10 protein-coding genes are annotated in these 23,888 nt (G+C 49.4%); 6 read left to right on the forward strand and 4 right to left on the reverse strand.

The window, feature by feature from the left end; translation table 11 throughout:
• Positions 1 to 114 precede the first annotated feature (114 nt).
• Positions 115 to 2,691 carry a DUF294 nucleotidyltransferase-like domain-containing protein gene (locus tag EZV61_RS07325; protein ID WP_131414826.1) on the reverse strand — a complete coding sequence of 859 codons (2,577 nt, stop codon included), beginning with the start codon at positions 2,689 to 2,691 and terminating at the stop codon, positions 115 to 117.
• A gap of 412 nt (positions 2,692 to 3,103) precedes the next feature.
• Between EZV61_RS07325 and EZV61_RS07330 the strand changes: the two genes are divergently transcribed.
• Positions 3,104 to 4,564 (forward strand): DUF3360 family protein, encoded by a 1,461-nt coding sequence (locus EZV61_RS07330; RefSeq protein ID WP_131414827.1) that lies wholly within the window; start codon positions 3,104 to 3,106, stop codon positions 4,562 to 4,564.
• A gap of 151 nt (positions 4,565 to 4,715) precedes the next feature.
• Here EZV61_RS07330 and EZV61_RS07335 read toward each other — a convergent pair whose 3' ends face one another.
• Both EZV61_RS07335 and EZV61_RS07340 read right to left on the reverse strand, forming a co-directional pair.
• A complete protein-coding gene (locus tag EZV61_RS07335) occupies positions 4,716 to 5,600 on the reverse strand; it encodes a LysR family transcriptional regulator (protein WP_131414828.1) in 885 nt (294 codons plus the stop codon).
• Positions 5,601 to 5,784: 184 nt separating this feature from the next.
• A complete protein-coding gene (locus tag EZV61_RS07340) occupies positions 5,785 to 7,332 on the reverse strand; it encodes a hypothetical protein (RefSeq protein WP_131414829.1) in 1,548 nt (515 codons plus the stop codon).
• A 413-nt stretch (positions 7,333 to 7,745) separates the two neighbouring features.
• Here EZV61_RS07340 and EZV61_RS07345 point away from each other — a divergent pair, with 413 nt between their 5' ends.
• Both EZV61_RS07345 and EZV61_RS07350 read left to right on the forward strand, forming a co-directional pair.
• On the forward strand, positions 7,746 to 8,774 hold the full coding sequence (locus EZV61_RS07345) for an ABC transporter substrate-binding protein (protein WP_130566827.1): 1,029 nt from the start codon (positions 7,746 to 7,748) through the stop codon (positions 8,772 to 8,774).
• Between the two features lie 394 nt (positions 8,775 to 9,168).
• A complete protein-coding gene (locus EZV61_RS07350; protein WP_131414830.1) occupies positions 9,169 to 10,842 on the forward strand; it encodes a methyl-accepting chemotaxis protein in 1,674 nt (557 codons plus the stop codon).
• Between the two features lie 69 nt (positions 10,843 to 10,911).
• Here EZV61_RS07350 and EZV61_RS07355 read toward each other — a convergent pair whose 3' ends face one another.
• Positions 10,912 to 12,729 (reverse strand): DUF885 domain-containing protein, encoded by a 1,818-nt coding sequence (locus tag EZV61_RS07355; RefSeq protein ID WP_240695165.1) that lies wholly within the window; start codon positions 12,727 to 12,729, stop codon positions 10,912 to 10,914.
• Between the two features lie 1,174 nt (positions 12,730 to 13,903).
• On the opposite strand from EZV61_RS07355, the gene EZV61_RS07360 reads away from it, so the two are divergent.
• The 3 genes from EZV61_RS07360 (at position 13,904) to EZV61_RS07370 (ending at position 23,879) form a co-directional block, all read left to right on the forward strand.
• Positions 13,904 to 16,723: an alpha amylase C-terminal domain-containing protein gene (locus EZV61_RS07360; RefSeq protein WP_130566829.1), complete on the forward strand. Its 2,820-nt coding sequence runs from the start codon at positions 13,904 to 13,906 to the stop codon at positions 16,721 to 16,723.
• Between the two features lie 212 nt (positions 16,724 to 16,935).
• Positions 16,936 to 20,994, forward strand: coding sequence for a carbohydrate binding domain-containing protein (locus tag EZV61_RS07365; RefSeq protein WP_131414831.1), 4,059 nt, complete (start codon positions 16,936 to 16,938; stop codon positions 20,992 to 20,994).
• Between the two features lie 308 nt (positions 20,995 to 21,302).
• Positions 21,303 to 23,879 (forward strand): alpha-amylase family glycosyl hydrolase, encoded by a 2,577-nt coding sequence (locus EZV61_RS07370; protein ID WP_131414832.1) that lies wholly within the window; start codon positions 21,303 to 21,305, stop codon positions 23,877 to 23,879.
• The last annotated feature ends 9 nt before the right edge of the window (positions 23,880 to 23,888 follow it).

The raw sequence follows: 23,888 nt of genomic DNA on the forward strand, positions 1-23,888 counted from the left end.
GTGGGTGGGTTTAGGCGCCGTCTATTTTTTTTAGGGTTGTCGGTGAAACCCGCATTGCTAATGATATGTTGTGTACGTTGGTTGTACCAATATAGCGGCTTCTATAATCACCCATTAGCCGCCCCCGCCAGCAAAAAAGTCCTGATTAATCTTGTCGTGGAACAGGGATATCCGCATCAGTACATTGCGTAAGTTTTGCTGCTCTAGTTCGGTCAAATCGTTAATCGCTAATACGTCGTTGACCTTACGCAGGTCGGTGTATTCAACGATTTGATTCATAAAGCGCAGATGCCAGATATGGTCGAAGATATAGACCATTTCGCGAAAAGTGTTTTGGTCTATCTCTTGTTTCGTGGCCAGCTGTTTTAGCCGGGTCATGGTGTTGGCTTCGCGGATATCGTGTTTTAACGCGTAGATGCGGCAGAAGATCTCCATCGGCCGCAGGCACTCTTTCAGGTTGACCGATGCCACGCCGTCATAGTTTTCTGTTTTGATCTGTTGCGAGGCGTTCAGCGGGACTTTGTAGGAGAGGCAGTTTTTGGCGTAGTTCGGCAGAAATGCATCGTTGCCGCGGCACTGCTCAACAATATGTTGCTGGATCTGATCGACCAGAGCGGCTTTGCCATAGGTGGCACGAATATCGAAGAACACATTCAGCTCCAGGATGGTGCTGGGGGTGGCGTTCTCTATCCACTCACTGAAGTTGGCCTGCCACTCCTCTACGGTTAAACACCACTGGTGGTTAGTGGCCATGATCAACCCTTCGCAATAGCTGTAGCCCGCCTGATTCAGTAAGCCACAGACCCGTTCTGCCAGATGCAGAAAATATCGGCGCACCTGCTTTAGGCTGTCACTGTCATCCGGTGCCTCAAATACGATGCCGTTGTCTTGATCTGAAAACAGCGTCATGTCGTGGCGGGCGTTACTACCAAATGAGATAAAGGAGAAGGGCACTGGCGGCTCACCCAGTTCGATGATGGAGAGATCGATAAAGCGGCAGATCGCGGCGTCATAAGCGCTGCCGATGGCACGGCGCAGATTGTCGGGGCGCGACCCTGCATCAATCATCTCTCGGACCAGCTCTGGCAACTGATTCAGCGATTCGACGACATGGCCCTGACTGTCGCTCTGTTCTATCTCTTCGACGATACGGCTGGCTAGGCCCTGATAGTCGTTGACCTGTTTCACCAAGCCATAGGCGCCGCCATAGATCTTGCGGGTGATGGGACGAAACGAGATCACATGGCCATGTTTCTCGGAGAAAAACAGTTTGGTTGAGCTGAGAATAATATCGAGCGGTTTACCGCTTTTGGTTTGTAGCTGTGCTTCAAATTCGCCGGGCTCGGCGGCATGGCTAAATAACAGCGACAGGTGCTGTAATACGCGGGCGTTTTGTTGGTTGTCAGGAAAAAGTTGATGCCAGATATTGTCTGATTTTAGTTCGGCGTCGGTATAACCCACCATGCGATGCAGGCGGTTGTTTGAGTAGAGAATGTCGCCGTCAGCTTCGAGGATATAACCTTCGTTGGATGATTCGACTAATGCACGGTAGCGATCTTTGGCTTCATGCAGGGCGATCTCTGCGCGTCTTTTGCGGTTATCGATGGTACGGCTCTGGGTGATGATATACCCCATAAACGCGGTGAGTCCGAGGGTGATAAGGAAGAAGGTGGAGAACAGCGCGCGTTCAAGTTTATCGATCGCCTTTTGTACGTCATCAAAGTACACCCCGGTGCCGACTATCCATTGCCACTCTTCTACGCCATGGACATAACTGAGTTTCTTCGCGGTTTTGTCGGGATCATCTTTCCACTGCCAAAGGTACTTCAGGTAACCTTCCTGTTCCGCTTCGACTAGCTTGGTAAATTCAACAAAGATCTGCTTGCCGTTGGTGCTTTCGCTGTCGGTATAGTGGGTAAGATCCTGGCCTTTAAGATCTTGACGGTAGGGGTGCATCACCATGCGCGGGTGCATGTCGGTGATAAAGAAGTAGTCTTTGTTCTGATCGCCGTAGCGCATTGCTTCTATTTCACTGGCGGCTTTACTTTGTGCCTGTGCCAAACTTAATTCCCCTTGTTGCTCAAGGGCGACATAGCTATCGACAATGCTCACGGCGGATGAGGTCAGCTCTTTGATCATCTGCCGTTTTTGCCCCTCCATCGAGTCCTCAACCAGCGGTACGATGAAAAATATAATGGCGGTGACAAACAGCAGAATGGCCAAGATGGTGGGCATGACGATGCGAAAACCAAAACTACTGACAAAGCTTTTACCGGGCAGGTCGTCATCGCGGATGCCGTTAAAGTAGTCGGCTAACTCATTGGCATCGAGTATCGCGCTTAGCTCTTCGGCATGGATCGCATCGTGATATTTTGCGGTGAAGGTGCCGTTTTCAAAGTCAGCACGAGAGGGCAGGTAGCCGTCGTAATCATCCTTGATGTGGGTTTCCACCACGTTTTTAATTTGGCTACGGGAGTACTTATCGCCAAACTCCTGATAGGCCTCTGCCAGTGCTTCTTTGCAGTGGCGAAAGCGGCGGTGATCGTAGGGGTCGTAATTCATTATCTTGCCTTGGCGCAGATAATGGTCAAAGCCATCATGATCGAAAAAGCCGTCGATCCATTTATGGATATCTTCCGCTCTGATACCAAACAGTTGCTCGGTGTGATCCGCATGTTCGGAAATTTTCATATCAATCCACTACTCAAGTCACTACGCATTCAGGTCAATAGCCCTTGGGTTGTCAGTATAACCACCACCACATGGGAAATGTGCGCGGCTTAGCATCTCGGCCAAGCCCCTTTCAAAATACACAATTCAACTGCCCACAAAACAACCTAAATCAAAGTAGTTTCTGTTAGCACTCGTACACTGTGACAAATTTTTAACATTACAAGTTACATAGGGTTCACATTGCACCCTTTATCCCCAGCGGGGATAGCCAAGCAGCCATGAATTTCCTCCTTTAAAGCGAACAGGTTTTAAAGGTGTTCTGTAGCGTCTGGGATGTCGTCTCGTGCCGGTTGAAGATCGGCATACAGAGCGTAATTGGAGTATTTATGCGCCGCTCTACAGCCCCGCAAAAAGCATAGGAAGAAAGTAGATGTCGAAAGATAAACAGAAGTTTTATCGCGATATGCGCCGCAAAGCGCAGGAATTCGAAAGCCGTGAAGAGTTTTTGAATCACGATCTTAAAATTATGAGCTTTCGTCGCTGGGGCATTCATTTGCCATTCCGCGACTACAGTATCGAGATTGAAGATTGGGTGCCTGCATTAGCGGCCACCATTGGTAAAGTTGTTATGGTGGCGGCCATGGTTGCGGCATTTGCTGCTGAGTTTGGTTTGTCGCCGGAATTTGTGGCTGAAAACGTGCGCTATGAACTGCTCATCGCAGGTGCACTGTTCGTTATTCTGTTCTCTGCCATCCTGAACCCGAATGCCAATCTGGCAGGTACCCATGGCCCGATGATCCCGCTTATCCCGCTTATCGCAGCGGCCGGAGGGCATCCACTGGCACTGGGTATTATGGTGTGCGTGTTTGGTCTGATACTCGCCTATACCAAGGGGGGCTCGAAATTAATGACCCTCACCGGGGTCGGGGTCCGAGGGGGTCTGTTGATCTATCTCGGGGCATTTGGCCTGATGGGGCAGATTAACAAGACTGAGGCGTGGGCATCGTCGACGGATCAGGGCTATATCGGTTTCGCGGTGATTGGCGTAACCGTACTTGTTTATGCCTACCTAGCGAAAATTGGTAAGCGTTGGTTGGCGATCCCGCTGTGTTCTGCATTGGCTGGTATTGTTGCCTTTGGCCTTGGCGCAGACTTCGCGTTCTCTTCAGAGCCGGGTTTGCCCCACTTTAGTCCGCTTTACTGGTGGGGTGAAGATACCGGTTGGCAGTTGGGCTGGCCTTCCCTGAACCATTTTATTGCGGTAATGCCCTTTGCATTGCTGGCTGTGGCTATGTGGTCGCCAGACTATCTCGGTCACCGAGTGTTTCAGGAACTTAACTATCCAAAAGAAGCAAAAGGCGTACTGATGGATGTCGATGACACCATGGTCGGCGCTTCGATCCGTCAGGGCGTGGGTTCTTTCCTTGGAGGCGGTAATCTGGCGTCATCATGGGGTACCTATATGATCCCAGCGGCTATCGCCAAACGCCCCATTCCTGGCGGTGCGTTGCTGACCGGTATTCTGTGTATTCTTGCTGCAGTGCTGGGTTACCCAATGGATCTGGCAATGTGGGAGCCGGTACTGCGTGTGGCACTGATTGTGGGTGTATTCCTGCCATTGCTGGAAGCGGGTATGCAGATGATCCACAAACATAAAGATTCTTTGAGTGCAGGTATCTGTATTTTCGCTTGTGCCTTTGTTAACCCGGTATTCGGTTGGGCGACCACCATGCTGCTGGACAACATGGGACTGATTGGTGATCACGAGCGTGCCAAAGAGCTGTCAGCGAAAGATAAGTATCTGATCCCTGGTTTGGCCTTTGTGGTTTGTGTTGGCTCTCTGGCCGTCGTTGGTCAGTTGCCAGGTATTCCGGCGCTGATTGGTAACTAAAGTTTGCTGCTGTGAATTAGCTTTGCATGAGGGCAGCCAATAGGCTGCCCTTCTTTATTCTTAGGACGGCATAGCCCTGATACAGTGGACTTATTTTGCTAGATACTCACCTATTAAAGCGTCAGTAAGTTGCGTCTACCTCTACTTCGACCTAAGTCACGGTTTGTAGTTGGTAGTTTTCAAATATTTGGTGGTAGCGCATCGGTAAAGTGCTGTGGCGTTTGGTAACCAGATAGATAGATTCAAAAATCTGCTGCGACAGTGGCAGGCTACACACTCTATCCCGCTGGCATGAGCCTCGGTAAGCATTTTCTGGGAGCACAGTATAGCCAAGACCCTCCGCGACAGGCATGAGTAGCATGCTGATTTGATTGCTGAAACCTGAGCGGTTTAGTTGCTCGAATCCTGGGTAGTGATCAGGGAAGTTGGCGCGCATCAGCAGGTTGGTATGGTGCTCTCCATCGGGATGGTCAATTAGCCCTAACCTATCTAATGCAGAGAAATCTGCTCCTTTGAATGCTTTGGGCACCAACAGGTGCAGTTGTTCCTGACCAAATTGCCGGTAACTCAGCAGCTCACACTCTTCATACCGAGTAACAAAACCCGCATCAATTTCGCTGTTAAGCACCATTTTTCTGATGCTCTCATTTGGCGCAAAGCGAAAGTCGATTTGTAGATCGGGCATCAGTGCTTGTTGTGATAACAGGTAGGGATAGATCATTAGGCCAAACGAACCCGGGCTGGCCAGTTTACAGACGCCTCTATTGGGATGGTCATCTTTGAGGTGGGTGACAAGGTTAGTATGTTCATCAAAGAGCTGTTTGGCATACCGATATAAGCGGGTGCCTGCCAGGGTCGGTTCGAAGCGTTTTCCATAACGGCTGAGCAGAGGGGTACCGTAATATTCCTCTAGCTTACGCATGTGATGGCTGACGCCGGGTTGGGTCATTGCTAAGTGATCCGCAGCCAGCGTGAAGCTACCTAGTTCTAAAAGTGCTACATAGGTTTTTAGCCAAGCAGGGTTAACCATGACCATCAATTCTGTTCATATATGAAATTTAATTTCACATATACTAATCCATGATGCCAGTTCGATGCAGCTAAGAGTTCACACTTATGAATAAACCTTGCTGTAATTTGCGTTGTGTTCCTGCCTTTGTGGCAAAACAAGGCGGATGCTATGAGCAGCATCCGCCGAAGGGAGTTACTCGGTCGGTTAACTAGTTGAGTAAGGTAATACCGTAATCACCACTATCCACATTGGCCCAGAAGCGATAGGTACCGTCGGTTTCTACCTGCATATTGAAGGCGGCAGGATCACCGTGAAGAGAAAGCTCACGGTAGCCATCATAGTTGTAGTCTGCGAATACCATGCCCCATGCCGCATCGTTAGCTGTGTATTTGTACCAGTGCTCGTCACCTGCGGTGAGATCGATATCGATATAGAAGTACTTACCGTCAGGCGTCGACATATTAAAGCTGGGGTCGTTGGCGTTCCATTCGCTCATCGAACCGACTAAGCGCAGGGATGCCACGGTGAGTAGCGGTGTGACTTCTGGTGTTATCTCAAAGCGATTGCTATCAGGCCAGAGACGAATAGTGTGATCGCCTGTTTCATTGACTTTAAATAGAATGTTGGACTCTTGCGGCAGAGCATGAAGCGCTTTACCCCAAACGCCGCCCGCCCCTGTGCTATCCAGTGACCAACTCTTATTGGCGCTGAAGTTAATGACATAGCTACCATTAGAGGCATCACCGCCGTCGGTCGCTAATGGCACCGTCAGACTCCAGCTTCCATCATCCTCTTGCTGCATCTGATGCGCATCATCTGTTGGGTCCCAAGGGTTGCTGACAGCGCTGCCGTTCACCTGATAGCTAACTATGCCATCATTGAACACGGCTACGCTGGGGTCGATATGATAGGTCGCTGATGCTGGATCGACGGTGATGGTGTAGTCACTGTCATGCTCAACTTGGAAGACCAACGATGCTTCTTCAACCAAGCCGACTTTTGAGTTATAGCCGTTGCCTCCTGATAGTTCGCCGGGTCGATTATTGACGGCAGCGAAAGCAAAGTCGGCAATATGGTTGGCACTGAAAAGTATCTGGTAGACGCCGTTGCCCTCATGACCGCCATCAACTGTCAACGGCATGGTTTTGGAAAAGGTACCGTCTCCATTTGCGGTCATATTGTGTTCATTACGAGTTTCGTCCCATACTTCAGCAGGCATGGTGCGACCATCGATAACACGCTCCTCTGAGCCCTCGTTAGGGTAAGCAAATCCGTTGACCTGCATTGAGCTTATCTCGGTGATCAATGCGACCTCTGGCGAGATCGTAAAAGTTTGTCCTACCGGATCGAAGCTGATGGTGTAGTCGGCTAGTTCACTGACCTGAAAAACAATGTTGTTACCAAGTGCTTGCTGTTCACCGGTAAGCAGGTGTCCTGGCGCCGTTAATTCATGTTTATAGACTTGCGACAGTTCATGGTCGGTAAAGAAACGGATCGCATAAACCCCGTCACCGGCTCGACCACCCGTGGGCGAAAGGGAATAGGTTGCGGTAAAAAGATCGCCGCTGGCATGCACCCGGGTCATGTTGTTTTGCTCACTGAACGGGTTCCAGCGGTCACGGTAATCATGCAGCGTACCCACCAGCTGTGCACTGGAAAATTGGGGCGAGATCTCGACTACTTCGGTATCGTCATCATCGCAAGCGGTCAGTCCGAAACTCAGGGTGAGTGCCAGTACGGGGGTCCAGATTTTCATAGCCTTCCTCTTTATTTTTTATTGGTAGACGGCTTTTTAGCGAGGATTAAGCACGGCGTGAAATGATGGTTTTTAATCCAAACCATAACGATTAGTTAAGGTTTGCTGTTGCAGAGGTCTTGGCTGAACTTTTGTGACCTCAACTGCGGTTAGGATAACGGTGATTGTTGGTTTTCATTCTCAGTTTTAATGCGCTGATGTTTAATTCTTGCCTGATGTTCGGTGAATTAAGCCATCAAATACCGAACTGGTCATTTGCATCTTTCAGTCACTTCCTGCTTTGTGGAAGGTTGACGAACATCATCTTGCGAGTAAAAAAACTGGCTGATTTATTGGTTTGTGACGTTACTTCTATTTCTACCCTTGTTCGCTCACTAAACTAAACGGCCATATACGTATTATGTAGAACGCTAATGCGGCGCTTTTTCATCAGTGATACCGAGCATTTCTCTCTCTTAAAACTCAGTCGCCAATTGCTCTGTGTATTGCTGTGTTGTGTCAGTTTCAGCGTCATCGCCAAAAGACCTGTGGTGTTAGTGATTGATAGTTATCACCAAGGCTACGGTTGGGTTGACCATTATCAACAGGGGATCACAGAAGCTTTAGCTAAAAGAGCACAACTGCATTTTTATCAATTAGATGCCAAGCGCTTGCCTGTCGATGCGTATGAGAATAGAGCCGAACAGGCGTGGCAAACTTACCTTGCACTGAAACCTGATGTGGTGATCTTGTGTGATGATGAAGCGGTGGCCTTGCTAACTATAAGGATCTCCAACCACGGTACGCCGGTGGTCTATTTTGGCGTCAATAGTGATGCCAGGGATCACGGCTTGCTGAAATTGGAGAATGTTTCCGGATTGGTTGAGCGGCCATTGTTTAAGCGTTCGCTGGCATACCTACGAGAACTGCTGCCGTTGCCGCCGAAAAAGGTGTTGGTGTTATGGGATGATAGCCCGACAGCGCAGCGTACTTTAGTAGAGTCCTTTGATGGTGGGGGGACAACGACAGTCTATGGTATTCAGGTGGAACATCGACAGGTCAGTCATGTCAGTGCGTGGCAGCAATCTATCGTGACGAGTCAACAACAGGGCTTTGACGCCGTGGTGGTGGGTTTGTATCAAAAGCTATTAGATGAGCAAGATCTGCAGGTGGATGATAGCGCCTTACTGGCGTGGACATCGCAACACACACCTTTACCTATTTTCTCTTTTTGGGACTTCGCAGTCGGCAAGCGTGGCACGATTGGCGGCTTGGTCATGTCAGGAAAAGAGCAGGGGCGGGCTGCGGCAAAACGGGCTGAGTTGTTTATCCACAAAATACCTATGAGCAGCTTCCCCTCTACCGAAAATTCGGGCTATTTCATCTTTAGTCGTGAGCAGTTAAAGCGCTGGCAGATTGTCTTGCCTGAACAGATAGAAGAGATTGCGACTTTAGTCGAGTAACGGCTGTTTTGACTGTCTTTTTTGACTTCACGGTGCTAGGGTTTGTTGACCTTTAGTGTATGAATTTTGTTCGAATGAAACACGTTTTGAGCAAGAAGTGAGCTGCGTAGCTTAGCTATCTAAGTAAGTAGTGAATGACGCAGTTCAGAACGTGTTTCAACGAACCCTTCGGGCAGCATTTGCTGGCGATTTATGCTTCGTTATCGGCTATTTATTGAGGGCCACTCAACTTCACAGCCTCTGCCTCGCCTAAATCGTCAACAAATTGCTGCAAAAACACACAGAAAAGGTCAAAAGACCCTATAAAAGTAGACAGGTATTTAATGCTTTAGCGTTATGGATGGCGTTAACCATTACTTTTGATGCATGAAGCATCTGCCAAAAGGATCCTTTCATGAGTATGCGTAAGAAAATGCTGCTGTTGGCGTTATTGCCAACGCTAGCGATGTTTTTAATCACCTCATTTCTCACTGTATATGAGTTAAATCAGATCTCTCAGGTGAGTCTCGACTCCGCTAGGCAGACCTTGTTAGAGGCAGAGAAGTTAAAGTTGAAAAATCTGATTGAGTCTGCCAAGTCGTCGGTGCAACCGATACTCAATGACGCTAGTCTCAGTCGTGATGAAAAGGCTTTGCGGGTAAAAGAGCTGCTTAGTCATATCAAATTTGGTGAAGATGGCTATCTTTTTGGTTATGACGGCCAGGGCGTGCGTCGCTTGCTCGGCAGCTCAGATAAAGGTCTCGGAGAATCCTTTATCGGCTTAAAGGATGCTGACGGTGTATTCTTAGTGAAGGATCTGATCAGCAAAGCGCAAGCTGGGGGAGGCTATGTGTTTTATAGCTTTCCGAAACCGGGTTCGAGCGACCCTAAACCAAAAGTAAGTTACGCCGCTTCGTTACCAGAATTAGATTGGATGATTGGTGTCGGCACCTATATCGATTTTATCGATGAGAAGGCTGCTGAGCTTGAAGCGCAGCAGAGCGAAACGCTGAATAGCATCTTGGCGCTTTATCTCTCCGTCGCCATTGTCGTTTTCGCTATCGCTTTGGGCTTTGTCTTGATAGTGTCCCAGCGTTTAACTCAGCGCCTGACCACGGTGAAAGATCGTCTGTTAGAGATCTCGCAAGGTGACGGTGATTTGACTCAGCGGCTGGTGATTAAAGCTGATGATGAGATTGGTGCGCTTGCTGCTGCATTCAACGATTTTGTTGATAAGGTGCATAAGACGGTTGCGCAGATTGGCAGCGCTGTATCGGAGTTAACTGATACCAGTATCGAAATGGCAGATTTAGCCCATGGCACTAAATCCACGATCCAGGCGCAGCGTGAAGAGACCGACTTGGTGGCGACCGCAATGAATGAGATGAGTGCGTCGTCAGCGGAAGTGGCACGTTCGGCGGAAGATGCGGCGAGAGCCGCCTCGTCAGCGGATGAAGGTGGGGCGGAAGCACAGCATGTGGTGGCGCAAACGGCTGATGCGATCAATCAATTGGAATCAGAGATCGGCCACAGTGCCAGTGCCATCGAGACCTTGGCCAATGATGTGGAATCGATTGTTACCGTTCTGGATGTGATCCGTAGTATCGCAGAGCAAACCAACCTGTTGGCATTGAATGCAGCGATTGAAGCGGCGCGGGCTGGTGAGCAGGGGCGCGGCTTTGCCGTGGTGGCGGATGAAGTGCGCTCATTGGCGAAACGGACGCAGGAGAGTACTGCAGAGATCCAGCAGATGATTGAGCGCTTACAAAGCGGATCCAGGGAAGCGATCACGACGATGAGCAATAGCCGTGAAGCGGGAGAAACCGCAGTGGAGAGAGCGACTGCAGCTACGGCAGCGCTGCAAGCGATTGCCGATGCCATCGGTCTGATCAGCAATATGAATGAGCAGATCGCCAGCGCTTCAGAAGAGCAGAGCACGGTGGGAGAATCCATTAATCAGAGCGTTATCAAGATTGCAGATAACGCCACTGAAGCCGAAGGCTCTGCGGTGAATGCGCAGGGTGTCAGTGAAAAGCTGGCAGAGTTAGGGGATCGCTTAAAGGGGCTGGTTGGCCAGTTTAAGTTCTGATCGCCTACTGTTTGCTTATTGAGATAAGGCCCTGCGATTCGGGGCCTTTTTTATCGGCTTGTGGGTGAACTAGATGCTGTTCTCTGCGATGTAGTTATCCACCAGACGTTCGAGGATATCCAAGGGTACAGCGCCATTTTTCAGTACCACATCGTGGAAGTCCCGTAGATTAAATCTATCACCTAGCTGCTGCTGCGCGCGTTGGCGCAACTCGAGGATCTTGATCATCCCTACTTTATAGGCCGTTGCCTGACCAGGCATAACGATATAACGTTCAATCTCTGCTACGACATCGCTTTCTGCCATACCGGTATTGGCCAACATATAGTCGATGGCCTGTTCGCGAGTCCAGCGTTTATGGTGAATACCGGTATCCACGACCAGGCGCACTGCGCGGAACAGCTCAGCACCTAGCCGACCGATGTTGTCGTAGGGATCATCCTGAAAGCCAAGTTCCCAGGCCAGTTGCTCGGCATAGAGTGCCCAGCCTTCGGTATAAGCGGTAAAGGGTGCCATGCGGCGGACGAAAGGCATTCCCTCCAGCTCCATGGCGATGGCTATTTGGAAGTGATGACCAGGAATGCCTTCGTGGTAGGCAAGGGTACGCATACCATATTTAGGGGTTGCTTTGACGTCGTATAGATTGGCGAAGAATCGACCGGGGCGACTGCCGTCAATGGCGGGCTGCTGGTAGTACGCGCCAGGGGAGGTTTTCTCTTTGAACTCGGGAATACGTACCACTTCCATACCTGCTTTTGGACGAATGCGGAAAGCCTCGTCGAGGCCTGCACTGATCTCATCGAGGATCAGCTGGTAGTCGACCAGGATCTGCTCGCGTCCGCTATCACTGTCTTCATAGTAGAACTCGGGCTTGTCTGACAATTCGGCCATTGCGGCGGTAAAACCGTGACTGGTCGTGATGCCCTGTGCTGCAAGTATCGCCAGCATCTGTGCTTGAATGCGGTCGACTTCAATTAATCCCAGATCATGGATCTGGTCGGCGGTGTAATCTGTGGTGGTAAACAGTTTGAGTGCTAGGGCATAGGCTTGATCACCATTGGGTAGGTGCCAATAGCCGTCGTCACTGCCTGCTTTGTCTGCTAGGGCGGTGAAGTAGTCAATAAACAGCTGGTAGGCAGGATAGACATGGTTTGTCATCTCTGTAGTGGCTTGTGCCAATAATGCAGCGCTTTGCTCCGTACTGATGCTATCTACGTTTTCTAGCTTGCGACCGAAAGAGGTGATAAGAATGTTTTCATCGGTAGGCGTGGCAACAAACGCTTGCATCTCATCCAATACGCGGTCGATAACAAAACGGGGAGGGATGATCCCAGCCTCTTCTCTTAATTTGAGCCCTTGTAGGTTCTCGGCGAACTTACGTTGCACATCTTGAAGGCGGGCAATGTAATTCTCTGCGTCTTTGAGGCTGTTTACTTGATGCTGTGCCTCCATAAAGCTGGGATAGCCATTTTGTACGCCAAATAGCTGATTGACCGGGTAAGTGTGTAGCTTGTATGGCTCCGCAGCGATAAAAGTATCGAGTAAATAGGCGGTGATCTCTTGTGACAATGCTTCTTGCCCCTCAAGGTCATCGTACTGATCTAACCCGGCGCGGAACTGATTAATTGTGGCAAACAGCTCGGTCGTTTTCTCCGGTCTGTCATCATCAAGTTTGGCGTTGTGCCCCGTAATACCGACCGACTCAAGAAAGCCTAGCGAGGTGAGCGTTTCTGGGCTATCAAACGCGATTTTGACCACTTCGCGGTCAAGAAAGGCGCGGAATAGTATGGGCTTGTCGGCGTACCATTCATGGGCACCAAAGGCGCCAGCAAGCAGCACGAGGGTGAGTAAGCTGGCACCCAGCCATTTAATAGTTTTTTTTATCATATTAATTCGATCCCTGGATTTATTAGAGCCAATCACCCTGAGGTGGCAGCGAGAAGTTTCTGCTGGCTCCTCACTTGAAACTGGCAACAATAAATTAACATAGGAACCACCTCGTTATGGGTAGGGTTATTGGTAGATGTTTTACAAAATGTGTCTGTGTGAAGTGATCTATATTCGTCATGAAATCAACAGCGTAATTCAAACGAGCTTGATATCGTCATGGCGTTGTCTTGAGTTGCTTCGCTGAACTGAAATAAGAGTTAAAATTGGCGCCAGATCCATGTTTCTTTTGTTTCGCTCGAATGGATTTAACGCTCACTGTTTTAGTGTTTGCTTTATTTGATTCCTATCGCCGCGGTGGTCATTTTGCGGCATTGATGTTGCCAATGGCTAGCTGCGCGATCCGATCTCATGGCTGAATTCACGTGCCTGTATGTTAAAAACTTATCATATTGCGCCAATCAATATACAAATAGCGACAGCTTTCTCAACTGCAACAAAAAGCGATTTGAAAACCTTTTCTCGCATTGATCCAGAACAGTTTTTACTTAACTAACCCTGCCTCTGTATGTAATTTAAACAGCCTTATGATACCGATCTCACTGTGTAACTTAGATCTAACATTTTGATTGAATAACAAACGCCAACTGGCTATTTTATCATCTGTCATAAAATTGACGTTGGTTACCCGTTAGTAGATTTGTATTCGGTATTTTTTTTATCATCGAAAATTAGTTGCAAATGCTGCTGATAAATATGAGTTAATTTGGTTTTCTACTTTGTGTGCGGATGTGATTACTCGCTGCTTTGGCGACTTGCTCCAAGTTATCAGCTTGCTTGGATGACGCGGTAAACGCATACACATTTGTCAGGCTAAGCTCATTATTGCCATATTTTTGATGTTAAATATGGTAGCGGTAACGTACCCTGCTTCAGTTTTGGCTGAAGGTGCTGTTGGATCGAGAGCCGTCTTTGATGGGGATGAAAAGGAGCACAGCATTTTCATTGTGAAGGGTATTTAACGTCGTTTTATTGGTGACAAAGCGTCATTGGGGCGAAGAATTCAAAGGTTTGACTCGTTAGTGAGGCGACCTTTTTTTTAATCCGCGCAGGAAGCAGTCGCGTGGAAACTTTAAGCAAGAACCGAGACAGGTTCATACACGAAGGAAATATCATGAAGCGGCTAGCAAAGACAGCCAGTATCAGCGCCATCGCGGCGGCGATGCTAGGACTATCAGGCCAGGCATATTCGAAAGATGTGGCTGTTCACCTGTTTGAATGGAAGTGGACAGAGATCGCCAACGAATGTGAAACATTCCTCGGGCCAAAAGGCTATAACGCAGTACAAATCTCCCCGCCTAATGAGCATGTTGATGCACCTGGCGATGAGAACAATGATGCTTGGTGGGTGCGTTATCAGCCTGTCAGCTTCGTAAATTTAACTAGCCGCAGCGGTACCGAAGCGGAATTGCAGGATATGATCCAACGCTGTAACGCGGTGGGTGTAGAGGTTATTGCGGATGCCGTGATCAACCATATGGCTAACTACCCTGCAGGTTTCGGTGTAGGTAGTGGCGGCTCCGTTTGGAACAGTAACAATGCTGACTACCCAGATATGGATGGTTGGGGTAATGATTTCCATACGTGTCTTGACGAGATTAACTGGAACGACAAAGAATCTACTTGGGGCTGCCAACTCAGCGGCATGCCTGATATCAGAACTGAAAACCCAGCGACACAGGATAAACTTGCCGCCTACCTGAACAAATTGACAGGCATGGGTGTGGCTGGCTTCCGTATCGATGCGGCTAAATCTATTCGTCCTAGCGAACTGAATACTATTTTGGAAAAAGCCGGTAATCCTTGGGCATTCCTTGAAGTGATCGACAACGGTGATGCCGTTGGTTTGGATGATTACGACTGGATGTATTCGTTGCTGACTGAATTTGGTTATGCGACCAAAATGCGCGAGCTGTTTGTTGATGGCGGTAAACTCAGCTGGCTAAGCACGTTCGGCGACAGCTGGATGTCTATTAATAGCGATAAAGCTTGGGTATTCATCACCAACCATGACCGTGAGCGTGGCCATGGTGGCGGCGGCACTATCCACTATAGCGAGCCGAACGGCGCGCAAAACCTTGCCACCGTGTTTATGTTGGCTCACCCCTTCGGTACGCCAAAAGTGCATACCAGCTTTGAGTTTAGCGATGGCGATCAAGGCCGTCCAAATAGCACCGCAGATTGCTCAAGCAATGAGTGGGTATGTCAGCATCGCTGGGGCAACATTGCCAACATGGTTGCATTCCGCAATGAAGCCGGAGACGCACCAGTGGCTAACTGGTGGGATAACGGCAACAGTCAGATCGCTTTCAGTCGTGGCGACCGCGGTTTTGTTGTGATCAATAACGAAGGCGGCACCTTGAACCAGTCGTTGCAAACAGGCCTAAAAGCAGGTCAGTACTGCGATGTGATGTCTAGCCTCGACGAATGCGCAGGCGACATTATCACTGTGGATGACAATGGTGTTGCTACTTTCGCGGTTGCTGGATATAGCGCTGCGGCGATCCATGTTGGCTTCCAGCCATTCAACCAAGATAAGCCTGTTGCTGTGATTACTGGTGCACCTGCCCGTGTTGACGTAGGCACATCTGTTTTGCTTGACGCTAGTTCGTCAACTGATGCTGACGGCTATGTCGTTGGCTATAAGTGGAGTACTGGTGAGACAACTGCTGCGATCACTAAGGTGCTGGATACCGAAGGTCTGCAGACATTCAGCGTGACTGTTGAAGATAACGACGGCCTGTTTGGTACTGCTGAAGTGAAGATCCAGGTCGGTGATGCACCAGCAGAATGTCGCTTTGGTAGCTTGTACTTCCGTGGCACAGCTAATGGCTGGGCAGCGACTGAAATGACATGTGTCGAAGAAAATGTTTGGGAAGCCGAAGTGACATTTGATGGTCAGGCTGATCAGCGTTTCAAGCTTGATGTGAATGGTGACTGGAGTGAAAACTACGGTGATACCGGTGCTGATGGCACGCTTGAGCAAACCGGTACTGACATCTTTACTGATGTGGTAGGAAAGTATGCTGTACGTGTTAACGACAGCACCATGACCTATGAACTGAAGTTGATAGAGGGTGTTGATGAGAAGCCAGTCGCAGTGGTTACACCTTCGTCAGTGACGGTTGATCTCGGTGATACCGTGACTTTCAGCGCGACCGACTCTACCGATGATAAGGGTATTGATGGTTATGACTGGAGCACAGGTGACAGCGATGCCACCATCCAGGTGACATTCAATCAGTTGGGCACGCAGCAAGTGACGGTTACTGTTATCGACACTGCTGGTCAAACGGATACTGCGGTTGCCACTGTGACTGTTGTTGACCCTGGTGAGTATCAGAGCAATCTTGATTCACTTAATTTCCGTGGCACTGCCAATGGTTGGAATGCTTCTGCAATGACCCTGATTGCGGATAACACTTGGCAGATCCAAGTAAGCTTTGACGGTCAAGCTGAGCAACGCTTCAAGTTTGATGTGCTGGGTGACTGGAGTAACAACTTCGGTGATGACGGTGCTGACGGTAGCTTGGAGCAGACCGGTGCTGATATCTACACTGATGTTTCTGGTGAATATCTAGTGACGGTTAATGACGACACCATGACTTACACCATCAAGCCAGTTGCTTGCGATGATTGCGGTTTTAACAGCAACTTAGATTCACTCTATTTCCGCGGTACGCCCAATGGTTGGACGACAACAGCGATGACGCTGGTTGCCGATAACACTTGGTTCGTGGAAGTGGCCTTTGATGGTCAAGCTGACCAGCGTTTCAAGTTTGATGTCCATGGTGACTGGAGCTACAACTTCGGCGATGACGGTGCTGATGGTAGCTTAGAGCAAACCGGTGCTGACATTTACACTAACGCCAATGAAACGTTGGGCGTGACGGTAAATGATGCCGACATGACATATACCTTCACAACGCCATAAGTCATGTAACCCCTTAGCCATCCGCCTCTTCTCCTTTGGGAGGTGGGTGGCACCTTCTTTACCCTTTGTTTTACCCCTACATCGCGTCGTATTGATTGCGTCGCAGCGGGTTCGTACCCCCGTAATAATCTACGTATTCGCCTCGACGCGTTACGTATCTCGGCACTGGTCTGAGCCCGAACGTGAATCATCGTTTGGAAAGAGAAAAAATAATGAAAACTAAATGTGTACCCTCGTGTTTTAAGTTAAAGCGCAGCGTCTCTGCGATCGCGCTTGGCTTAGGTTTGGGCTTGAGCGGCTTGCCAGCTGTTCATGCTGAGATCGCAGCCACCCATATCTACCATAACCATATGCCCAACTTCTGGCCGTTTTATGATGTGTCGACATATGATGCAACGGCGGTTGGTGCGCCTATCCGTTATACCTATGACGGCCAGGTGATCCTGCTCAAGCAGAATCCGCCAGCTAATTACAGCTTCTTTATTCCGGGCAGTGGTGCACCCATGCCCCATGATGATTTGGTTGCCTACTACTCGCATCATGCCAAAGTAGGTGCGTATCAGGGCTGGCCTTCAGACACGGCAAAAGCGAACAATGGCAGTCATCCTCTGAGCCAGACTCATGTCACTATGTCAGCCTCAGTGATCAACAATGTGCAGAGTTTTACTGAGCTGGGCTTGTTGGGCGATTACCATTCAGGCTGGGGCAACTACTGGCGTGAAACCCAGCAAAACACCAAAACCAGCGGTGGCTTTAATGCCTTGGATACTATCCATTTCACTGGTCACCACTCGATGGGGCCGTTGGTGGGTAATGATTACTTCCTGAAAGATCTGATCTATCAGAATGTAACGCTGGCGCAGGACTATTTTCTCGGTGATTCATTCAGATCATCGAAAGGCTTTTTCCCTACTGAGTTAGGCTTTTCCGAGCGTTTAATTCCAGCTTTGACTAAGTTGGGTATTGAGTGGTCGGTATTGGGTAATGTGCACTACTCACGCACCCTGCGTGACTATCCTTACCTCAATGATCCTGGGGTCGACACCATGGTGTCACCACCAAACCGCGCTGACCTGCAAAATGTCAGCAATGTCGGTGACTGGGTCTCGTTACCTATGTTTAACGAAGCGCAGGTCACCCAGAATAAATTCCCGTTTGCGTCGATACCGCACTGGGTACAGTACGTTGATCCTGACACTGCCGAGCAGCATAAGGTGGCCGGTATTCCAGTCGAGCAAGCCAGCTCATGGGAAGAGGGCTATCAATGTAAGGTCACCGCTGATGCGATTAAGGCGTATGAGCTGGATGCCACCACTATCGGTCGTACGCAGTACTTCGTTATCGCTCATGACGGCGATAACTCGCAGGGCTGTGCTGGTGACTCCAACACTTGGTATAACTCAGGTCGTGTGACTTATGCCGATTCTGGCGTCACCGGTAAAGGGGTTGATGAATATCTGAAAGCCCATCCAATCCCTGAAAATGACGTGGTTCATGTACAGGATGGTTCATGGATCGATACCCGCGATTCCTCTGCGGATCCTACGTGGTATCACTGGCATATTCCGATGGGCGTATGGTCAGGTCAGATGGCAGACTTTAATCGTGTCAATGACACCGAGTATGTAGCTGAGCGCCAGCACATGGTATCGATGGAGTTTGGTTATCACTACCTAGAGCGTAACTTTGCTTTGCTGCAAGCGGCAGAGAACTATGCCAAGACTGCAGAGCAGATCTGGTTACTGGACAACCCGAACTACTGGCAGCCAACCACGGCTATGGATCACGAAGTGACCTATCCGGGTAACCAGCTGAACCCTTGGATGCTTTCATATCCGGTGAAAGGTGATGCGGATAATAACTACGCCGGTGGTGCAAACCCCGCCGAGTTGGGTTGGTACTTCCTGATCGCCGCAATTGATTCTGGTTTCGGTTACTACGATGAGAACGTGGATGATGGTGTTAAACCGACCATTTCGTTCAATCAGTCGTTGCACTTTACCCAGCCGTACGTTGAAGCCAACATCAGCAAAGATAGCATTGGCCCATCACTTTGGTGGCCGCAGCGCTATCCATACAATCCGGGCAGCGCAAACAAGAGTAAAGCGGAAGGTTGGGCATCGCTGTACGCCGACACCAAGTTTGCTATCTACACCTATGCCTTTGATGTCAGTGGCATGCAGGACATCAAAGTGAAGGTGCGTACCCACACGAACAAGTGGGCAGACGCCAACGATAAGACATTTAAGCTTTACGATCCTAAAGCTCATAGCTCAGATCCTGCGGTAGATCCGTCGCGTGTGGGTGACTGGAAGTCGTTTGACATGGTGGAGCGGGATCTGACCCCAGACATCAATGGTGTTGAGTGGCAACCTGCGGGCAAAGAGATGTTTGAAGTGGTACCGGCACAGAAGATCGGTAACCTCTTCTACACCTACATCGATGAGTATCAGGAGCAGTTGCTCGATTACTACATCGAAGCCGTTGATACCAAAGGCAACGTCACTCGCAGTGAGATCCAGCAGGTATATGTTGGTGCTGGTCGATTCAAGAATGAAGGCGGCAAGTTGATCGAAGACGTCAATGGTGATGTCGCCGGTGAGCGTGCTTTCTTTAGTGATGATTGGGATGGTAACAAGCGTCCTGTTGCCGTGATCAACCCAGGCAGTCAAAAAGTAGAACGCGGTACTGAATTGGTACTGAGTGCTGCAGAATCTACTGATGCTGATGGCACCATCGCAGGGTATGAATGGAGCACAGGTGAAACCACTGCTGAAATTACAGTCACTGTGGATGAGAAAAGCACTTATTCAGTGACCGTGACGGATGATCGCGGTAAGACTGATGCCACCAGTGTCACCATGAGTATTCTTGGTGAAACGGTCAGCTCAAACTTGTACTACAAGGACACCAATAGCTGGGGCCAAGTCTGCCTGCACTACACCATCGATGGCACGACAACCTGGACCACGGCACCTGGCGTACAGATGGAAAGCTTGGGTGAAAACTGGTTCAGCTATACCGTTGAACTGGAAGATGATCTGCCGTTGGAGTTTGTCGCCAACAACTGTAGCGGAGCTTGGGACAACAATGGTGGCCAGAACTATCAAGTGACTGGCGGTGACTGGTCGTTGGCTGCGGGTGTGATTACTGCAGGCAAGCCAAACATTGATACCAACCAAGCACCAGTAGCGAGTATCTCTCCGGCGAGCAAAACGGTAGCGAAAGGCACTGTTGTTGCGCTGTCTGCTGCGGGCTCAACGGATAGTGATGGTGAGATTGTTAGCTATAGCTGGAGTACCGGTGAAACGGGCGAAGCGATCTCTGTCACCGTGAATGAGACACAGGATATCTCTGTGACAGTGACGGACGACGGCGGAAAAACCTCCACCACGTCAGTCACCTTGACCGTACCTGCTAACCAGATACCAGTGGCTGTTATTACGCCAGCCAGCCAGACTGTAGACGCGGGCACGCTGGTGACGTTAAGCGCAGAAGGTTCCAGTGATGCGGACGGTGCTATTGCCGGCTATCTCTGGACCACAGGTGAGACCACATCAAGTATCACCGTGACGGCAAACAGCACTATGACTGTGGGTGTCACAGTGACTGATGATGAAGGTGCCAGCGCTTCGGCCGAAGCCACTATCACTGTCAGCAGTGGTGGCTATCAATCCAACTGGAATCAGATCTACTTCCGCGGGACCGCGAATGGCTGGGCAACTTCGGCGATGACTTTGACGGCTGACAACACTTGGCAGTTAGAGGTGGAGTTCGATGGTCAAAGCGAGCAGCGTTTCAAGCTCGACGTAAACGGTGATTGGAGTCTGAACTACGGCGACAACAACAATGATGGTGTGTTAGAGCAAACGGGTAGTGATATTTATACCGACGTTGCTGGTACCTATCTGTTGACTGTTAATGACAGCACCATGGCCTACGACTTGCAGCCAATCAGTGTCTGCAGTGATTGCACGACTTACACCAGTACGTTCGCTCAGCTCTATTTCCGCGGTACGCCCAATGGTTGGACGGCCACAGAAATGACGCTGATCGCTAACAATACATGGCAATTGGAAGTGGATTTTGATGGCCAAGATCAGCAGCGCTATAAGTTTGATGTGAATGGTGACTGGTCACAAAACTACGGCGACAACAACAGTGATGGTGTACTGGATCAGGCTGGGAGTGACATCTTCACTGGTCTGTCTGGACTCTATATCGTCACAGTTAATGATCAGGACATGAGCTACTCGGTGTCCATGTACTAATTCGCTGGCATTGGTCAATGGATTAGGCAAATCAGAGGGCTGGCTCAATTGTTGAGCCAGCCCTTTTTTGTCTTCTTTGCTGTGATGAATGAGTGCTTTTTATCAATGGTGAAAAATAAGATGATAGCGATCACATTGGCGTCATTTTGCAACCAATATCCGTTGAGTTGATAACGATAATTGGTTAATTTGTAACCATGTGGGTTAAGACTAGCTCATCGGCTCTTAGACATCCTGTTTTGCAATATACCTGTATCCCATTATTAGTTTCTTGTTGATTAAAATTACAAAATAAACATAGGCTTAAAATGAACATTAAATTACTGAGAACCCCGGCAAAGCGATTGTGTGCAATCACAATCGCTGCTGGTTTGTTGGTACCGAACGCATACGCGGATTGGTTTTTTCGTGGTACGCCAAACGGCTGGGCGACAACGGCACTAACTGCTGGTAGCGGTACCGAGCTCACCCTTTGTCAGAGCTTCGGCAATGGCGACGGGAATGGTGGTCCGCGTTTCAAAATTGACCGTTATGGCGATTGGAGTGAAAACTACCCTGGTGCGGATTATAGCGTGGCGGGTAATGCGAGCTACCAGATCACATTCTTTAGCGACAGTCATGACCTTGATGTGGTGCCGGTTGCCAGTTGTGATGAAGATCCTGACGGTTTCAAAAAGAACTTTACCAGCCTGAATTTCCGCGGCACAGCCAATGGTTGGACGGCAACCCCAATGGCGTTAGTGGCGGACAATACGTGGGAGCTGGAGGTCAATCTTGATGGTCAGCCAAACCAGCGGTTTAAGTTTGACCTCTATGGTGATTGGGCGACCAACTACGGCGACAATAATGCTGATGGTGTATTAGAGCAGACCGGTGGTGATATCTTTAACACGGGTTCAGGTGATTATAAGATCACAGTCAACGATCTCTCGCTGGCTTACACCGTCACCCCGCTCGATATCTGTGTTGAAGATTGCTGTGAGACGGATTGTTGTGAAACTGATTGCGGTGGCGACGAGGTCGCAACATTAGGTGCGGTCTATAGTGCCGATAAAACGACATTCTCTATCTGGTCTCCCGACCACAGCAATGTAGAGTTGCGATTGGATGGTCAAACCTATGTGATGGCTAAAGTTGCTGGGTTTGAGGGCTACAATGATGTTTACCAGGTCACCGTCGACGGTGATTGGCATCTGAAAACCTACTCCTTCATGATCAACGATATCGCCGTTCGCGACCCATACGGCAAGATGGTTGAGCCGAATACGCAAAATAACATCGTCATGGATATGAGCCGTACAGATCTAGCGGCAGACTGGGCTCCTACGCCAGCATTTGCCGCCCGTGAAGACGCGGTGATCTATGAAGTGCATATTCGTGATTTCACCATCCATGCCAGTGCCGGTGTGTCTGCCGAGAAGCGCGGTAAATTCTTAGGTATGGTTGAGCCTGGTACCCGCTATAACAGCGTGGCGACAGGTATTGATCACCTGAAAGAGTTGGGTGTTACTCATGTGCAGTTGCTACCTGTGTATGACTTTGGCTCTTGTCCTGATGTGGCAGATACCGATTGTTATAACTGGGGTTACGATCCACGTAACTTTAATGTGCCAGAAGAGCGCTATTCACAAACTCCTTACGATTATGAAAATCGTGCTCGTGAATTCAAGCAGATGGTCGATGGGTTCCATAAAGCTGGGATCCGGGTAGTGATGGACGTGGTGTACAACCATACCTACGCCGATGAGATGTTTGAGAACATTACCGACAAGTACTACACCGACAGCGACCTCTCCGGTACGGGTAACTCTGTTGATGCTAATGTGCCAATGGTGAGCAGGATGATCCGCGACTCGTTGGAGTATTGGGTGCGCGAGTACAACATTGATGGCTTCCGCTTTGACCTGATTGGTATCTTTGATTATGACGAAGTAGGGGAGTGGGGACGCCACCTGAACGCGACTTTCCCTGACCGTAACCTGCTTATTTATGGTGAACCATGGAACGGCTATGCCAGCGATCCTAGAGAAGCTGAGCGCGTACGTTTAGGCACTATTGGTCGAATTGCCGATGCCCGCGTTGGTGTGTTCAACCCTAAATTCCGTGAAGCGATTAAAGGCCTGAATGATCAAGCTGGATGTAATGCCGGTGATTGTTTTGCTTTCAACAACAACCCTGATGTTTGGCGCATAGAAGTGGGCTCTCGTGGCGCTATCCGTTACTCCAACAGCAATCCTAATGAGGCTATCGATACTTGGGATCCGATGTTTGCGATGGATCCGGAGCAGACCATCAACTATGTGTCTGCCCATGATAATCTGGCACTAAGGGATAAGATCCTACAGTGGGCTGACCTTAATGGTGTGTCCCGCAGTTCGACTTACCTGCGCCGTATTCAGATGTTTGCCAATGGTATCGTATTGACCAGTCAGGGCGTGCCTTTCCTGCATGGTGGTGTCGAGATCATGCGTGACAAACAGGAAGATCATAACAGCTACCGTTCACCAGATAGCATCAACCAGTACTACTGGAACTGGAAGCAGGATAACGCTGATGTATTCGCCTATTACCAGGATGTGATCGCCATGCGCAATGCACACCCAGGATTTAGGCTGACCAGTTGGGATGCGATTAACAATGATGTGATCAGCGAGCGCCCACGATACGGTGTGTTGGTAAACCGCATCGCTGCTGAGTATCACGGTGATAGCTGGAAGCAGATCATCGTCATCTACAACAGTTCTGACAATTTCACTTACCAGCTGCCATCGGGTACTTGGAAAGTGGCAATGGAGAAATCTGATCCAGCGGCGGGTAATGGACGTCAGGTCAGTGGCTCTATTGTGGCTGAAGGTACGGCTGTAACTGTGCTGTATCAAGACTAATTCAGTGAT

The sequence above is a fragment of the Corallincola luteus genome, assembly GCF_004336975.1.
Taxonomy (GTDB): domain Bacteria; phylum Pseudomonadota; class Gammaproteobacteria; order Enterobacterales; family Neiellaceae; genus Corallincola; species Corallincola holothuriorum.

What these genes read in the sequence shown, in the direction of transcription:
- EZV61_RS07370 (WP_131414832.1), top strand. Translation starts at nt 21,303, where the DNA reads ATGAACATTAAATTACTGAGAACCCCGGCAAAGCGATTGTGTGCAATC.
- EZV61_RS07360 (WP_130566829.1), top strand. Translation starts at nt 13,904, where the DNA reads ATGAAGCGGCTAGCAAAGACAGCCAGTATCAGCGCCATCGCGGCGGCG.
- EZV61_RS07335 (WP_131414828.1), bottom strand. Translation starts at nt 5,600, where the DNA reads ATGGTCATGGTTAACCCTGCTTGGCTAAAAACCTATGTAGCACTTTTA.
- EZV61_RS07325 (WP_131414826.1), bottom strand. Translation starts at nt 2,691, where the DNA reads ATGAAAATTTCCGAACATGCGGATCACACCGAGCAACTGTTTGGTATC.
- EZV61_RS07330 (WP_131414827.1), top strand. Translation starts at nt 3,104, where the DNA reads ATGTCGAAAGATAAACAGAAGTTTTATCGCGATATGCGCCGCAAAGCG.
- EZV61_RS07365 (WP_131414831.1), top strand. Translation starts at nt 16,936, where the DNA reads ATGAAAACTAAATGTGTACCCTCGTGTTTTAAGTTAAAGCGCAGCGTC.
- EZV61_RS07340 (WP_131414829.1), bottom strand. Translation starts at nt 7,332, where the DNA reads ATGAAAATCTGGACCCCCGTACTGGCACTCACCCTGAGTTTCGGACTG.
- EZV61_RS07355 (WP_240695165.1), bottom strand. Translation starts at nt 12,729, where the DNA reads ATGATAAAAAAAACTATTAAATGGCTGGGTGCCAGCTTACTCACCCTC.
- EZV61_RS07350 (WP_131414830.1), top strand. Translation starts at nt 9,169, where the DNA reads ATGAGTATGCGTAAGAAAATGCTGCTGTTGGCGTTATTGCCAACGCTA.
- EZV61_RS07345 (WP_130566827.1), top strand. Translation starts at nt 7,746, where the DNA reads ATGCGGCGCTTTTTCATCAGTGATACCGAGCATTTCTCTCTCTTAAAA.